Genomic DNA, 15,536 nt, shown 5'->3' with positions numbered 1-15,536 from the left:
CATCAATATCAATGAGGCCAATACCCATGATTTCGAGACCATGTTTAACAGACTGTGCACATCCTGACCAAAAACGACCGATATGTGGTGTTTTCTTGCCAGCTTTACTGATGTAGCTGGGATCAATGGCAATAGCCCATCTTCCCTGTTTACCCAAGAAGCGCTTGGCAAGTGAGACATTAAGTTTGAGCCAATCAATGCACTTCGACTTTTTCAAGCCGAATGCGTTGCGATAGGTTTGCTCAACATGCAAGCCATACCTCCCCATTTGGGTGAAATTTATCTTTCTTGGTATTACCATGAACAAAATTATCACCTCGATGAGTATTTTCTCGAAACTTTTTGTTATCTTTGCAGCTGAATCTTCAACTGCATCTTTAAAGATATCCATATATTGGTCAAGTCCTGTATTCATGTAATATTGTATTTGTCGTGATCTACAAAGTTACTGAAAATCAGCGACTTGACCAACTTTTTACAGTTAAGTTTTCATAAGCACTTCTTAATATAAGTTATTGATTTACAGACGATTAAATATTAATTTAACGCAGTATTGATTAATAAAGAATATACTACCGCTGATATATGCGCAACAAATTGTGACGCTTGTGATTCATTTCCCTTGAAATCCTTAACAAATACAGCTAAGGTATAGCAGACCTTATTAGGCAGACATATATAGGCTACATCATTCTGAGCTGCAAGAATACCATTTTCATTGACATAACCAGAACCTGTCTTATGTGCTATTACAACCCCTTCTTTATCAAGAAGTGGAGCTACTATCCTATCTATACCTGTTTTACATTCTTTCAATGCATTCTTAATGAAATCTTGTTTCTCATTACTGATAAGACTTTCTGTAAACAAACGATTCATCAACATTGCAGCACCAAGAGGAGATGTGTAATTAGAGTAAGCTTTGTCATGGTCAGCGGACATTTCCTCTTCTGTATAAGCTATCTGAAAACTCGAATGTGGTATGAGTTTCGCTATAAAACTGTCTGTTTGTGCAGTATTGAGCATATTCTTAAACATGATATTGCTTGCATTATTGTCGCTCTGGGAAAGAGTATAGCGCAACAGATCTCTTACTGTCAACGATATAACTGGTGCTGAATAATCTTTCATCATAGGGCTCCATGTCTTTGGATCAAGTTTTTCCCTATTTATCTTTACCAAGGTATCAAGGGAAAGGCCTTTTTTGTCAAAATCATTGCAAAGAGCTAATGCCTGATGAACCTTAAATACACTCATCATAGGATAAATGCTTTTATTATTAACACTAACCGTATCTGTGTTATTAATAATAACCGCCACACCAATTTCACCAGGACAAGCCGAGACAATCTGAGAAATGCTATCAGTCAAAACATCTGTTAATGGAGGATTCGCGCTACCTTTTGTAGCTGATTTATGGGACAATGAGAACACCAAGATGAAGATGCAAACTAAAGCTATACACAAAACTACGATTTGCTTTTTTCTGTTTTTTTTCATGTTCCTTAATTCCGCAACACTATAGTTTAACATTATTTATAAGTGCCTGAGCAACAAAAAGTTACCCAGGATTTTGCCATGTCACAATTTTCACTTACCTTAGTGTTGCGAAAAGAAGACAAGCAAAATTCTGATATGGCATGGCAAAAGTACAAATAAAATCTGAGAAACTCACTCCTTTTGGGGGAATTTTTTCGATTATGGAGCAATTTGATGCTCTTTTAGCTCAAACCATAGATTCCACCTTGGGATTGAGATGCACTATGTTTGGTTATCAATATAGCGAGATTCTACGCTCTCTGATGTGCGTATATCTTTGTGGTGGCTCATGTATTGAGGATGTTACAACTCACCTGATGAAACATTTGTCTCTTCATCCAACTCTTCGCACTTGCAGCGCAGACACCATATTACGTGCTATCGAAGAACTGACTTTTAAGAGCATCACCTATAAGTCTGCTTCTGGCAAATCCTATGATTTCAATACTGCAGACAAGATGAACTGCTTACTGGTCAATGCTCTGCTTGCTACTGGTCAATTGAAATCCGGTCAAGAGTATGATTTTGACTTTGACCATCAGTTCATTGAAACAGAGAAGTATGATGCAAAACCAACCTACAAGAAGTTCTTGGGCTATAGTCCAGGCGTAGCTGTCATTAACGACATGATTGTTGGTATTGAAAATAGAGACGGCAACACAAACGTACGCTTCAACCAAAAAGAAACTTTGGAAAGAATCTTCAAGCGATTGGAGGCTTCGGAAATATATATTTCTCGTGCCCGCATGGATTGCGGCTCATGTTCGGAGGAAATCGTAGATATGGTAGAGGCTCATTGCAGGCATTTTTATATTCGTGCCAACAGATGCTCTTCTTTCTACGATTCCATGTTTGCCTTAACTGGATGGAAAACTGTTGAAATCAACGGTATTGAGTTTGAGTTGAATTCTATCCTTGTTGAGAAATGGAAAGGAAAACCGTATCGTCTTGTCATACAGAGACAAAGGCGAATAGATGGATACCTTGACATTTGGGAAGGCGAATATACCTACAGATGTATACTGACTAACGATTACAAGTCGAGTGCAAGAGACATCGTGGAATTCTACAATCTTCGTGGTGGCAAGGAACGCATCTTCGATGACATGAACAATGACTTTGGCTGGAATCGATTGCCAAAATCGTTCATGGCACAGAATACTGTATTCCTGCTTATGACAGCTCTCATCAGAAACTTCTACAAAGCTATTATGCAGAGATTGAAAACCCATGAATTTGGATTGCGTGCCACCAGCAGAATCAAGACCTTTGTTTTCAAGTTCATCTCTGTTCCTGCGAAATGGATTAAGACATCACGTAGGCATGTATTGAACATTTACTCAGACAACAATGCTTATGCCAACCTGTTCAAGACAGACTTTGGTTAAAGACCATGCTTTTCTGGTTAAACCAGCGTATTACCTCAAGTCGCTTTATGGGGTAAGGGGATTTTGTGTCTGCGACATTTCTGTTGTGCAAGAAATATGTACGATAAAATGAATTTTGTCGCTTTGCAAGCAAAATCCCACTAAACCCTATAGGTTGCGGATTTGAGGTAAAGAAGGTTACACAAAAGAACAAATAGCGAAACTTATGTTTATAAATGGTCGTCATCGTAAGACTTCTGACTATTCTCTATATTGGCGAGCCGGAAACTCCATTGTCGTGCAGGTCTTGTCCGCAGTCTTTACTGCAATAATCAAGCAGTATCCAGATTCATTCGGAGAATTTGCCTGTATGTCTCTTAAAGAGTGAAAAACTGCCACGAAAAAAGAGTATCAACGTCGATATTATGCCAGTCATAAGGAAGAACTACAACGCAAGAGCCGTGAGTACCACAGACAGCTAAGAGTGAATAAAAATAAGTGATTGTGGAAAATATTTGCAAAGTTTTCTACATAAAAAAAGTTAATTAAATCGGCGGGGTGTTACACATATCGCTGATTTTTTGTATTTTTGCACCATTAAAGAAAGGAAACGATATGGCAGAAATAGCAAACCGTATATATGAGACAAGTGAAGGGCAGATTCTCTTCATCTCAGACTTCTCGGACATCAATGATAATGAGAAGGTGGTAAGTCGTGCACTTTCTGTAGAAGAAAAAAAGGGAAATATAGTTCGATTAGCTAATGGGGTTTATCTTCGCCCTAAGAATACCCGATTTGGGATAGTCTATCCATCAATAGATGAAATGGTGATGGCTATAGCCCAGCGAGATAAGGTACAAATACAACCTTCAGGAGTTACAGCGCTCAACAAACTTGGACTCTCAACACAGGTGCCTACAAAATATACTTATCTGACATCGGGAAGTGGAAGAGTCTTGACTCTTGGAAATCGGACTATAGAGTTGAAGAGAAGTGTTCCTAAGAACTTTGCTTTTCAGACAGTGTTGGCAGCGCTTCTTGTACAAGCTCTTAGAACATTAGGACAAAAGAATGTAGGTAATCAAGAACTCTCTACCATAAGAAAATTGGTCAATGAAGAGGAACATAAAGACTTGTTTGTACAAGACCTTACTCTCATGCCAGTATGGATGAGAAAGCTGATAACTGATATAATAGATAAAAACGAGCATTATGACACTTTGGTTAAATCACACAATAGATGAACGAATAGCAATGTTGCAACGTGCGGAAGAGAAGTTTCGTATTAATCAGGTTGCAATTGAAAAGGACTGGTGGGTAACTGTGGTGCTCAACGCTCTTTTCAAATGTTCATGTGCAGATCAACTCATCTTTAAGGGAGGTACAAGTCTCAGTAAAGGATGGAATTTGATAGAAAGATTCAGTGAGGATATAGACTTATCTGTAAGCCATGAATTCTTCGGTATAGAGAAGACGACAAAGAATCAGCGTGAAAAACTTCGCAAGAAGGCACGTAGGTATTTTCTTGATACAGTTTCAGCAGAGTTGGATGAAAATCTAAAGAAACTTGGTGTGGAAGGATACCATATAGAAAATGTAGTAGAGGAAATTGATGAGGATGGTAAGGCAAGTCCCGTTGCAAGTGATAAGGATCCGTCTGTCATTCTCGTTCATTATGAGTCTATGCTTGGTCATACGATAGAGTATATTCCGCCAAGAGTAAAGATAGAGATTAGTTGCTTGTCTATGAACGAGCCTACGGAAGACCGTTTGATTTCATCATATATTGAGCAGACTTTCCCAGGAGAAGATGAGGCGGCTACAGCTACTATCAGGATAGTTGTACCTACACGAACATTCCTGGAGAAGGCATTCTTGCTATGTGAGGAGTTTCAGAAACAGTCTCCTCGTTATGTCCGAATGTCTAGGCATCTTTATGATCTAGAACGCTTGATGGATACAGAATTTGGCAAACAAGCCCTGCTGGATATGGACTTGTATGAGCGTATTGTTAAGCATCGTTCCATATACTATGCTGTAGGGTATGTAGATTATTCTAAGTTGATGCCGAGTGAGATTGATTTCGTTCCTAGGCAAGAGTTGATGAAGGATTGGGAGGGTGATTATGCAGAGATGTGTAACCACTTTATCTATGGTCAGACTTTATCTTTCGAAAAACTTTTAGAGCGAATCAAGGAGTTGCAAGATAGGTTTAGAAAAGCCTTTTAGCGACTTTTACTCCTTAATAAAATGTTCAATAATAAAGTTGGAAGACTATAAGTGCTTGGTATTCAGCCCTAATATTCCTCTGGAATGACGACGAATATTAAAGTCGATGATAGGGCTGCTCTTTTCTTAGGGCAGCCTTTTTCATTTCTATATATAATAAAATCGTGCTTCTTCCGTTATTAGATTGTGTTTAAAAGATTTATCATATTATGTTTGGTGCTGGCGGATGCCCAGTGTTCCTGGGCGCAGTATGACGCTTCTTTCAGTCATTACTTCGACATGGAACCTTCTTTTAATCCGGCAGCAGTGGGTAAGCAGGCAAAACTGAACTTGACGGCTGCTTACGCTCTGGATATGGCAGGATTCGAACACAATCCCCGTACGATGTATGTGGCTGCGGATATGCCTATTTATGCGCTGAAAAACTATCATGGCGTGGGAATCAACCTGATGAACGACCAGATTGGTCTTTTCACTCATCAGCGTCTTTCCTTACAGTATTCTCTGAAGCGACCGCTCCTGGGGGGTATGCTGGGTATAGGATTGCAGGGTGGCATGATCAGCGAGAAGTTTGACGGTAGCAAGGTTGATGCCGGAGAGTCTGGTGACCCTGCTCTTGCCACCTCCGATGTAAATGGTAGTGGCATGGATTTGGGCGTAGGTCTTTATTATATGCGCGGACCTTGGTATGTGGGACTTTCAACTCAACATCTGACATCTCCCACCATCGAACTGGGAGAAACCAATGAAATGAAGATAGATGCCGTATATTATTTGACAGGTGGATACAATATTCAGTTGAGAAATCCGTTCTTAAAAATAAAATCGTCTATGTTGGTGAAGTATGACGGAACCACCTGGCGAGGAGATGTGACAGGCAGACTGGTCTACCAATATGACAAGAAGCTTCTGTATGGCGGTGCTACCTACAGTCCTGACCATTCTGTAACGCTTCTCTTGGGCGGAAGTTTTCATGGGGTAGTCCTTGGATATAGCTACGAATTCTATACCTCGTCTATCAGTGCCGGAAATGGCAGTCATGAACTCTTCATCGGTTATCAGACAGACATCAATCTTGTGAAAAAAGGAAAGAACAAACATAAGAGTGTACGAATACTCTGACAAAAGTGGATATGCAGGAATAAATAATATAAGACACATGAATATGAAAAAGAATATATGGCTTCTAGGTGCATTGATTGCTGTCTTGACGCTGAGCAGTTGCTTCGGTGCCAAGTATACTTCAATGGCTGGCAGAGGCGGTGAGGTTGTTGGCGTTAGTGGTAAGAGTTTTGCCGAGCCAGCCCCTTTTGGTATGGTAAAGGTGAACCGTGGCTTTCTGAAAATGGGTTTGGAAAGTCAGGATTCCCTATGGGGACAGAAGACTCCGAGAAAGGATGTATCTGTAGATGGATTCTGGATGGATGATACAGAAATCACCAATTCAGAATATAAGCAGTTTGTGGCTTATGTGAGAGACTCTATCCTTCGTACCCGTCTGGCTGATCCAGCCTACGGTGGTGATGAAACCTATATGATTACCGAGGATAAGAATGGTGATCCTGTTCCTCCGAGAGTAAACTGGAAGAAAATGTTGCCAAAGAAACCGAATGAGGATGAAATGCGAGCATACGAAAGTCTGTATGAAACCAATCCCGTAACAGGAGAAAAGCTGATAGACTGGCGACAGCTCAACTACAAATACGAAATCTACGACTATTCGGCAGCAGCCCTTCGCAGAAACCGTATCAATCCGAAGGAACGTAACCTGAACACGGATGTTACCGTGAATCCTGACGAAGTGGTGATGATTTCCAAGGATACTGCTTATATCGATGATGAAGGAAGAATCATCAGCGAAACCATCAACCGTCCGTTGAGCGGACCTTGGGATTTCCTGAATACCTATATCGTGAATGTCTATCCTGATACTACCTGTTGGGTAAACGACTTCCGCAATACGGAAAGTGAAATCTATCTGAGAAGTTATTTCAGTAATCCTGCCTATAATGACTATCCGGTCGTGGGCGTGACATGGGAACAGGCAAATGCCTTCTGTGCATGGCGTACCGATTATCTGCTGAAAGGTCTGGGACCGGAAGCCAGATTCGTACAGCGTTACCGTCTGCCTACAGAAGCAGAATGGGAGTTTGCTGCAAGAGGCAAGAACCAGAGTGAATTTCCTTGGGACAATCAGGATGTGAAGAATGGAGATGGCTGTTATTACGCCAACTTCAAGCCAGACCGCGGTAACTATACCAAGGATGGAAATCTGATAACGAGTAAGGTAGGTATTTACTCTCCAAACTCAAACGGACTCTTCGACATGGCGGGAAACGTGGCAGAATGGACCAGTACCGTTTATACAGAGGCTGGTGTTGACGCCATGAACGACTTGAACCCGGAACTGAAATACAATGCAGCCAAGGAAGATCCTTACCGATTGAAAAAGAAGGGTGTGAGAGGAGGTTCCTGGAAAGATCCTGAATCGTTTATCCGTTCGGCATGGCGCTCCTGGGAATATCAGAACCAGCCACGTTCGTATATTGGATTCCGTTGCGTAAGAAGTCTGGCTACTACATCGAGTGCCAAGCAGAAACCATCAAGAAATAAGAATAGGAGATAATTAAAATGGGTGACTATAGTAAATATAATATTGTCTATCGTCTGCAGAAGTGGATGGATAGTGTTCCGGGACAGACTTTCCTGAACTATGCTTATAGTTGGGGTGCGAGTATCGTTATTGCTGGTACTCTCTTCACGTTGACGCATCTTCCCGGAGCCAAACTGATGATCTTCCTGGGAATGGGCACTGAGATTATCGTGTTCTTCCTGTCAGCTTTCGACCGTCCTTTCGATAAGACTGCTGAAGGTAGAGATCTTCCCACTCATGTGACGGAGGAATATCTGGAGGGCGATAAAGTAGAATACCAGGATAAGAATGTGGCTGCTTCTACCATAGGAGCGTCTTCTTCTCCAATTGCTGGTATTGCCAACCAGGCTTCCCAAATAGTTCAGACGGATGCCTTGGCAGAAATGCAGGTAGCTTCTGAGGAAATGCAGAAAGTGCAGAGCAGCTATGTGGATGAACTGAAGAATCTGGTAGATACCCTTGGCAAGGTTAATGAGCAGAGCTCCCGTCTGACTCGTGACAGCGAGGAGATGGAAAACCTGAACCGCACGCTTACCGGTATTACCAAGGTTTATGAGATGCAGTTGAAAAGTGCCAGTCAGCAGATTGGTACCATCGATCAGATCAATGAACAGACCCGGAAGATGGCTCAGCAGATAGAGCAACTGAACAGCATTTATGCACGTATGATTGCAGCGATGACCGCAAACTTAAAAGAAAAATAAATGGCAATAAAGAAAAGACCGATATCACCACGCCAGAAGATGATCAATCTAATGTATGTCGTCTTGATGGCTATGTTGGCACTGAATACTCCTACAGAAGAGGAACTCGGTGTCAAGGGAAAGTCGTTGGTGGAGAAGGTGAAGAGAAGTTTGCTGGATGAGCCGAGAAAGGGCGACGAGAAGAAGGAGGATGTGAAACTCGTAGAACTGAATGTAAGCGAAATGGATGCCTTCGTGATTCCTGAAAAGACAACCCTGTATGCTGGTGAGCGTTTCAATTCACATGTGGTGATGGCGGCTGTGGATAGTACCCAGCGACCTGAAATTTATGTCAATGGCAGTCGGCTTCAGGCTGCTGATGGTAGATATAGCTTTACTGCTGGTGGGGTAGGAGAACACCGGTTTAGTGGTTATATCCTGATGAAAGGTAAGGATGGCGAGGAAATCCGTCGTAACTTCAGTCAGAAATATACCGTATTGCCAGTTCCTAATACAGCTACCGTTGCTGCCGACCTGATGAACGTGCTCTATGCAGGCTATGCCAATCCTATCAGTATCAGCGTACCTGGTGTTCCGGCAAATGCCATTTCAGCAACCATGACAGGCGGTTCTTTCGTAGCTAAGGGCAATGGTCATTTCGTAGCTACACCTTCAGCGGTGGGTAAGGATGTTACCATCCATGTGACAGCCCGCGATAAGGGACAGGTGAGAAGTCTGCCTCCATTCGTTTTCCATGTGAGAAAACTTCCTGATCCAACCGCCTATATTGCGATGGGAACAGATAGATTCAAAGGTGGTGCCCTATCGAAAGGTGCTCTGATGGGTGCAACAACCATTCATGCTGCCATTGATGACGGACTTCTCGATATTCCATTCAAGGTGTTGGGCTTCGAGACCGTTTTCTTTGACAATATGGGAAATGCTATCCCGCTGGCTTCAGCCGGTTCCAACTTCTCTGAACGACAGCGCGAAGAGTTCAGAAAGCTGTCAAGAAACCGACGCTTCTATATTTCTCATATCAAGGCTGTAGGTCCTGACGGGATTACCCGAAAACTGCCGGCTGCGATGGAAGTAATCGTGAAGTAAGTTCAATTTTCAAAGTATAAAGTAATGAAAAAGATATTATTCATAATCATGCTCTTGGGAATGACGCAGGGTATTATAGCTCAGCCTCAGGCTCGCAGACAGCAGGCACAGCAGAAGGCTCAGCAGTCTAATGCCAACAACATGACTACCCGTGCGCAGATTTCCTTTCCTACTGCAGCCCCAATGGATGAGGATGTGGTATGGAGAAGAGATATCTACCGTGAGTTGGATCTCAATGAGGATGCCAATGCAGGATTGTATTATCCGGTAGAGCCAATTGGTAACCAGATGAATCTCTTTACATCAATATTCAGACTGATGATGACGGGCAAGATTAACGTCTATCAGTATCGTATGGATGGAAACGAGAGTTTTGCTGCTGTCGACCGTGTGCAGCCGTTGGCTTTCCTGGACAACTACCATATCTATTATGAAAAGCAGAATAACGGTAGAATCAAGTTGGATAACAGTGATATTCCTTCCAGTGAGGTGAAAACCTATTATATCAAGGAGTCTACCTATTACGACCAGCGTTCGGCTACTTTCCATACCAAGGTGCTGGCACTTTGTCCTATCATGACACGTGATGACGACTTCGGAGATGGTGGTACCAAGTATCCTCTCTTCTGGGTGAAATATGATGATCTGGCTCCTTTCCTTGCCAAGCAGCAGATGATGACCAGCAATCTGAACAATGCTGCGGTGATGAGCGTGGATGATTATTTTATACGTACCCAATATAAGGGAAAGATTTACAAGACCAATAATATGTTGGGTAAGACTTTGGCGCAATACTGTCCTAATGATTCTGCAATGGCAAAGGAACAGAAGCGCATAGAAGCAGAATTGGCTGCTTTCGAAAAGAATGTATGGGGCGATCAGGCTAAGAAGGATTCACTCGACAGCATTGCCAATGCAGCCAATGCGGTGAAGGGAAAGGCTAAGGTGAAGAACCGTAGAGCTGGTGGCAGTTCTTCTGTGAGAGCTTCCAAGTCAGCTTCTGTCAAGACTCGCCGTCAGAAGAGTAGTTCCTCTTCTAATGGTTCTGCACGTGTAACGGTTCGTCGTGAACGCCATTAAAAATGAGGATAAGAATGTTTTTTATTAACAGAATAAATAAAAAAGAGAAAATGAAAAAAGTTTTATCAATTGTATTCCTGGTGGCAGTCATGCTGTTTGCCGCAAATGCAAATGCCCAAATCAAGTTCGGTTTGAAGGGTGGTTTGAATGTGACAAGCATGTCTTTTAGCGAGGAAGTTTTCGATGCTTCCAACAAGACAGGCTTCTTTGTTGGTCCAATGGTGAAGGTTACTGTGCCTATCGTTGGATTGAGTTTCGATGCTGCAGCTTTGTACGACCAGAAAGAAGCTGATGTCAAGTATACCGGTACTGAAGGTGAACTTGGTAAGGTTAACGTGAAGCAGCAGTCCATCAACATTCCTGTGAACGTGCGTTACGGATTCGGCTTGAGCAGTTTGGCTAATATTTTCCTCTTTGCTGGTCCACAGTGGGGCATCAACGTTGGTGACAAAAACTTCAAGTGGAATGAATCAAGCAGCTATTCTTTGAAGAAGTCTAACTTCAGTGTAAACGTAGGTGCCGGTGTAACCTTGTTGAATCATCTTCAGGTTTCAGCAAACTACAACATCGCTTGCGGCAAGTCTGCTGATGCCAGTCTTTCTAAAGCACTTGATGCAGCTGCTAATGCCGGTAAGGACAAGAGCCACAACAATTCCTGGCAGATTGCCTTGGGTTACTGGTTCTAACCAAAGACAGGAAGAGGTCTATACCTATTAAAATATTTAAAAGCAGGTATCCAATGATGGATATCTGCTTTTTTTTTGCTAACTTTGCAAAACGAATGCTCCTAAGTGGAGCATCCCATCGTTTCAGAAGATAAAGATATGAGATACGTAGATGTGATATTACCCCTTCCGCTCGACGGAACCTTTACTTATTCTATCCCTGCAGGGATGGAAGAAAAGGTCGTGCCCGGTATGCGAGTGCTGGTGCCCTTAGGCAAAAGCAAGAAGTATATTGCCATGGTTGCGGATGTTCATTCCGAGAAGCCCAACTTCGACTGCAAGCCGATAGATGCGGTGCTGGATGAATGTCCTTCTCTTCTGCCGCAGCAATACCGGCTCTGGCAATGGATCAGCAGTTACTATATGTCTTCACTGGGAGATGTATATAATGCTGCCATGCCTTCGGGAATGAAATCTACCGAGAAATTCAAGCCTAAGATGGAACTCTATGTGGAACTGGCAAGTGGATTCCGGAATGAGCAGGCGCTGCATGTGGCTCTCAATATGGTGCAGCGTGCGTTGAAGCAGTCGAAGGCTCTTACCACCTTCCTCACCCTTTCTCATTGGGATAGTCTGGAGGGAGATACTCCACGGGAAGGTATCAGGAAGGTAACGAAGGAAGAGCTGATGAACGAAGCCCACTGTACGGCGGCTGTCGTGAAGGCGCTTATCGACCGTGGCATTCTCTTTACTTACGAGTTGGAAGTGGGCAGATTGAATACTTCGGGTGAGGCGCATCTGGATTTGATCAAACCCTTGTCCATGGCGCAGCAGGATGCCTATAATCAGATACTGATGCAGATGATGAAGAAAAACGTGGTACTTCTGCATGGTGTTACTTCCAGTGGAAAGACGGAAATCTACATCCATCTCATCAGAAAAGCCATCGAAGAGCACAAACAGGTGCTTTATCTGTTGCCGGAAATCGCCCTAACCGTACAGATTATGGAGCGATTGCACAAGGTCTTCGGTGACCGTCTGGGTATCTATCACTCGAAATACAGTGATGCTGAACGTGTGGAAATCTGGCAAAAGCAGTTGTCTGGCAAGCCTTATGACGTGATATTGGGAGCGAGAAGTGCCGTCTTCCTGCCTTTCCAAAGGCTGGGACTTGTCATCATAGACGAAGAGCACGAGACATCCTTCAAGCAGCAGGATCCGGCTCCACGCTATCATGCCCGCAGTGCAGCCATCATGCTGGCTAATATGTATGCTGACGCCAAGGTTCTGCTGGGAACAGCTACTCCTTCCATGGAGAGTTATTATAATGCGCAGCAGGGGAAATACGGACTGGTAGAACTGAAAACAAGATATAAGGACATCCAACTGCCAGAGATACAAGTGGTGGATGTGAAAGATCTGCGCCATCGCAAGATGATGACAGGAGCTTATTCTCCTCAACTTCTGGCGGCAGTAAGACAGGCATTGAAGAATGGAGAGCAAGCCATCCTCTTCCAAAACCGAAGAGGATTTGCTCCGATGATAGAATGCAAGGTGTGCGGATGGGTACCAAAATGCAAGAACTGTGACGTATCGCTTACGTTGCATAAGAGTATCAATCTCCTGACCTGTCATTATTGCGGCTATACCTATCCTGTACCAACGGAATGTCCGAACTGTGGAAGTACCGAGTTGATGGGCAGGGGAATAGGAACGGAACGCATCGAAGACCAGATAGCAGAAATCTTCCCCGAAGCCCGTATCGCCCGAATGGACTTAGATACAACCCGTACCCGAAATGCCTATGAGCGACTGATATCCGATTTCTCTTCGGGAAAGACGAACCTTCTGATAGGTACGCAGATGATTTCGAAGGGCTTGGATTTCGATAAAGTGAGTGTGGTGGGTATCCTGAATGCTGATTCGATGCTCAGCTATCCTGATTTCCGTGCTTATGAGCATGCTTTTATGATGATGGCACAGGTGAGTGGAAGAGCAGGAAGAAAGGGAAAGCGGGGACTGGTAATCCTGCAAACCAAGAATCCTACCTTGTCAGTTATCGGACAGGTGGTGCATAATGATTACGAGGGATTGTTCAAGGGAATCCTGGAAGAGAGAAAGATGTTTCATTATCCGCCTTTTTTTCATCTTATCAACGTGTTCCTGAAACATAAGCATGAAAAGATATGTCAGCAGGCTAGTTTTGAACTGGGCAAAACCTTAAGAGGATGGTTTGGTGAGCGTGTGCTAGGTCCGGATAAGCCAGCCGTAGCAAGGGTAAAGACCATGAATATCCGCAAGTTAGTCATCAAGTTGGAGAATGGAATCGACCAGATGAAGGTAAGGGAATACTTGAAGTATGCCCAGAACATGATGCTGAAAGATCCGAGATATGGAGCTTTGCAAATCTACTATGATGTAGATCCGCTATAATTGAAAAGGCTATCCTGCCTGCTGCGGGATAGCCTTTATAATTGTAGTTATGTGTTTTCTTATGAAAAGAAAGTGAATTCTTTTTAGAAATTGATGTCGAGACCAACTGCAAACACATTGTTGTTACGAGTATAGTCAGAGTTGTAGCTGAAGTTCTTCTGGGCTGTGAGCTGGACATTCTCTGAAGTCTTCTTGTGCTGATAGAAGGTATGGAAATAAGCCACGTTCAAATCCATCTTCTTATTGATGTGGTAGACACCACCGATGGCAGCAGAGTTGGAGCTGACAACGAACGATTTGTCGTCCATGTATCTTTTTGAAGTTGGGGTGTCAAGGTTCTCATCAGGCAAACCATAGTTGGTATTCTGCCAGCCAGTACTCAAGGTAATCTTCTTGTTTACGTCTACCTCGACACCTGCGTTGTACTCCAATGTACCACGCTTTAACTTCTCCTGTCGGTTGTTGTAAGATGTAGCGTGCTTGTCATCGAACCAGTGGAAACCTACGTTTACTCTTACTGTATTTACTGGACTGTAGCCAACACCGAGTGCCAGATAAGCAGGCATATCACCAGCAATCTTCTTGCCATCTTCGTATTCGCCGATAGCCTCTTCGAGCTTGGCGTCGAACTCGGTCTTCAAGCCAGCCATTGTCTTTACTACATCATCGTTAGTCAAAACAGCTTGAGTAGTATTTGCTGCTACAGCTTGAGCATTCTCTGGAGTCATCCCCTTATTTGTGAACACCTGAGTCAATGTTTCAACCATCTGTCTGGACAAGTTGTCTGGGAGAGCACTGATACTAGGAGCCTGATTTACAGCCTTGTTCTTCAAACGTATGCGAGTCTTGAACTCATATTTTGCAGAGAAGTTCCACTTGCCTGTCTTGAAGTCTACACCGATGATAGGAGTAAAGCCGATGCCGCTCTGGTCACAGCTCAATTCAATGTTGGCTGCATTTTCCTTGTTAGGGTCGAGAACCTTGTACAGAGGCATGTTGCCTACCTTGATGTTTTCAACATATCCATAGTAGTTTGTTGAAGCATAGACACCACGTACGCCTGCAAATGCGCTGAAATTGTCGCTGAATTTGTATGCAGCACCTACAGAGAGACCGTAATAGTACTGACGACCATGCATATAGCTATTGTAACTATATTCGCCTTTCTGACCGAAAGCTTGGTCGGTTGTAAACATTTGCATTCCTGGCTGTCCAAGTGTATTGCCCAATACGTTGTCAACAGTTCTTGCCAAACCGCAAGCAGCCATTGCAGTCTCAGCTACGATTTTCTCGAAAGAGCCCAATCCATTATCAAAAGTACACTTACCGCCACCACCGGTGAGGGCGAAGCCAGCCTGGAGAGACCATCTACCTTTATTATAAGCATACTGGAAAGAAGGGATAACAGGTGCAAAAGCCTTGCCCTTGAATGTACGAGGAGTAATAGGATTGTTCACATTGTTTGTGAACAATGCATAATCATTCTCAATGCTACGTGTCTGGTAAGCCAACTGCCAGTTGATGGCAAGATGCTTTCCTTCACCCATGAATACAACTCCTGCTGGATTGTAATAAACACCGTCGATACCAATAGAAGCCTCACGGCTCATCATTCTGTTGAATGCTACATGTTGATTGGTGTTAGTGAGCAAACCACCTGCAAAAGAAGGGGCTGCTGAAGCCATCGCAATGGCAAGACTAACTAATTTTAGTTTCTTCATTTTAATTATTTTAAACAAAAACGTCCGCAAAGGTAACAAGAATGTTCTATTTTACTGT

Annotated in this window: 11 protein-coding genes and 2 pseudogenes; 10 read left to right on the top strand and 3 right to left on the bottom strand. The window is 43.2% G+C overall.

Annotated elements, in window-relative coordinates:
* A pseudogene (locus ACQRBJ_RS01495) lies at window positions 1–415 on the bottom strand (transposase); the annotation flags it as partial.
* 122 nt (window positions 416–537) lie between these two features.
* Entirely contained in the window at window positions 538–1,500 is a 963-nt protein-coding gene (locus tag ACQRBJ_RS01490) for a CfxA family broad-spectrum class A beta-lactamase (protein WP_118082167.1), read from the bottom strand.
* Window positions 1,501–1,640: 140 nt separating this feature from the next.
* Here ACQRBJ_RS01490 and ACQRBJ_RS01485 point away from each other — a divergent pair, with 140 nt between their 5' ends.
* From ACQRBJ_RS01485 to priA, 10 genes and pseudogenes are all read left to right on the top strand, one after another.
* Window positions 1,641–2,927 carry an IS1380-like element IS942 family transposase gene (locus ACQRBJ_RS01485; protein WP_445302680.1) on the top strand — a complete coding sequence of 429 codons (1,287 nt, stop codon included), beginning with the start codon at window positions 1,641–1,643 and terminating at the stop codon, window positions 2,925–2,927.
* Window positions 2,928–3,521: 594 nt separating this feature from the next.
* Complete coding sequence (locus tag ACQRBJ_RS01480) at window positions 3,522–4,151, top strand: DUF6088 family protein (RefSeq protein WP_089543958.1); 630 nt, start codon at window positions 3,522–3,524, stop codon at window positions 4,149–4,151.
* Window positions 4,120–5,136 (top strand): nucleotidyl transferase AbiEii/AbiGii toxin family protein, encoded by a 1,017-nt coding sequence (locus tag ACQRBJ_RS01475; RefSeq protein WP_445302679.1) that lies wholly within the window; start codon window positions 4,120–4,122, stop codon window positions 5,134–5,136. Before ACQRBJ_RS01480 ends, ACQRBJ_RS01475 begins: the two co-directional genes overlap by 32 nt.
* A 186-nt stretch (window positions 5,137–5,322) precedes the next feature.
* Complete coding sequence (locus ACQRBJ_RS01470) at window positions 5,323–6,258, top strand: PorP/SprF family type IX secretion system membrane protein (protein ID WP_445302678.1); 936 nt, start codon at window positions 5,323–5,325, stop codon at window positions 6,256–6,258.
* 43 nt (window positions 6,259–6,301) lie between these two features.
* The gene (locus ACQRBJ_RS01465; protein ID WP_445302677.1) at window positions 6,302–7,762 is read left to right on the top strand and encodes an SUMF1/EgtB/PvdO family nonheme iron enzyme; all 1,461 of its coding nucleotides are present in this window, start codon (window positions 6,302–6,304) and stop codon (window positions 7,760–7,762) included.
* A 5-nt stretch (window positions 7,763–7,767) separates the two neighbouring features.
* Window positions 7,768–8,493 carry a type IX secretion system motor protein PorL/GldL gene (gene gldL, locus ACQRBJ_RS01460; RefSeq protein WP_264950858.1) on the top strand — a complete coding sequence of 242 codons (726 nt, stop codon included), beginning with the start codon at window positions 7,768–7,770 and terminating at the stop codon, window positions 8,491–8,493.
* 189 nt (window positions 8,494–8,682) lie between these two features.
* A pseudogene (gene gldM / locus ACQRBJ_RS01455) lies at window positions 8,683–9,579 on the top strand (gliding motility protein GldM); the annotation flags it as partial.
* Window positions 9,580–9,603: 24 nt separating this feature from the next.
* Window positions 9,604–10,659, top strand: a complete 1,056-nt coding sequence (gene gldN, locus ACQRBJ_RS01450; protein ID WP_445302676.1) for a gliding motility protein GldN — start codon at window positions 9,604–9,606, stop codon at window positions 10,657–10,659.
* Window positions 10,660–10,709: 50 nt separating this feature from the next.
* Window positions 10,710–11,345 carry a porin family protein gene (locus tag ACQRBJ_RS01445; RefSeq protein WP_445302675.1) on the top strand — a complete coding sequence of 212 codons (636 nt, stop codon included), beginning with the start codon at window positions 10,710–10,712 and terminating at the stop codon, window positions 11,343–11,345.
* A 138-nt stretch (window positions 11,346–11,483) separates the two neighbouring features.
* On the top strand, window positions 11,484–13,757 hold the full coding sequence (gene priA / locus ACQRBJ_RS01440) for a replication restart helicase PriA (protein ID WP_445302674.1): 2,274 nt from the start codon (window positions 11,484–11,486) through the stop codon (window positions 13,755–13,757).
* A gap of 83 nt (window positions 13,758–13,840) precedes the next feature.
* Here the strand turns inward: priA and ACQRBJ_RS01435 are convergent, their stop codons facing one another.
* Window positions 13,841–15,478, bottom strand: coding sequence for a hypothetical protein (locus tag ACQRBJ_RS01435; RefSeq protein ID WP_294969653.1), 1,638 nt, complete (start codon window positions 15,476–15,478; stop codon window positions 13,841–13,843).
* Window positions 15,479–15,536 lie beyond the last annotated feature (58 nt).

Origin of the sequence: Prevotella sp. SGI.167, from assembly GCF_050313615.1 — a bacterium.
Lineage (GTDB): Bacteria > Bacteroidota > Bacteroidia > Bacteroidales > Bacteroidaceae > Prevotella.
Note: the sequence above shows the minus strand (reverse complement) of the source record. Positions and strands in the feature narration are given on the sequence as shown.

What these genes read in the sequence shown, in the direction of transcription:
- ACQRBJ_RS01465 (WP_445302677.1), top strand. Translation starts at nt 6,302, where the DNA reads ATGAAAAAGAATATATGGCTTCTAGGTGCATTGATTGCTGTCTTGACG.
- priA (WP_445302674.1), top strand. Translation starts at nt 11,484, where the DNA reads ATGAGATACGTAGATGTGATATTACCCCTTCCGCTCGACGGAACCTTT.
- ACQRBJ_RS01475 (WP_445302679.1), top strand. Translation starts at nt 4,120, where the DNA reads ATGACACTTTGGTTAAATCACACAATAGATGAACGAATAGCAATGTTG.
- gldL (WP_264950858.1), top strand. Translation starts at nt 7,768, where the DNA reads ATGGGTGACTATAGTAAATATAATATTGTCTATCGTCTGCAGAAGTGG.
- ACQRBJ_RS01490 (WP_118082167.1), bottom strand. Translation starts at nt 1,500, where the DNA reads ATGAAAAAAAACAGAAAAAAGCAAATCGTAGTTTTGTGTATAGCTTTA.
- ACQRBJ_RS01445 (WP_445302675.1), top strand. Translation starts at nt 10,710, where the DNA reads ATGAAAAAAGTTTTATCAATTGTATTCCTGGTGGCAGTCATGCTGTTT.
- ACQRBJ_RS01480 (WP_089543958.1), top strand. Translation starts at nt 3,522, where the DNA reads ATGGCAGAAATAGCAAACCGTATATATGAGACAAGTGAAGGGCAGATT.
- ACQRBJ_RS01485 (WP_445302680.1), top strand. Translation starts at nt 1,641, where the DNA reads ATGGCAAAAGTACAAATAAAATCTGAGAAACTCACTCCTTTTGGGGGA.
- gldN (WP_445302676.1), top strand. Translation starts at nt 9,604, where the DNA reads ATGAAAAAGATATTATTCATAATCATGCTCTTGGGAATGACGCAGGGT.
- ACQRBJ_RS01435 (WP_294969653.1), bottom strand. Translation starts at nt 15,478, where the DNA reads ATGAAGAAACTAAAATTAGTTAGTCTTGCCATTGCGATGGCTTCAGCA.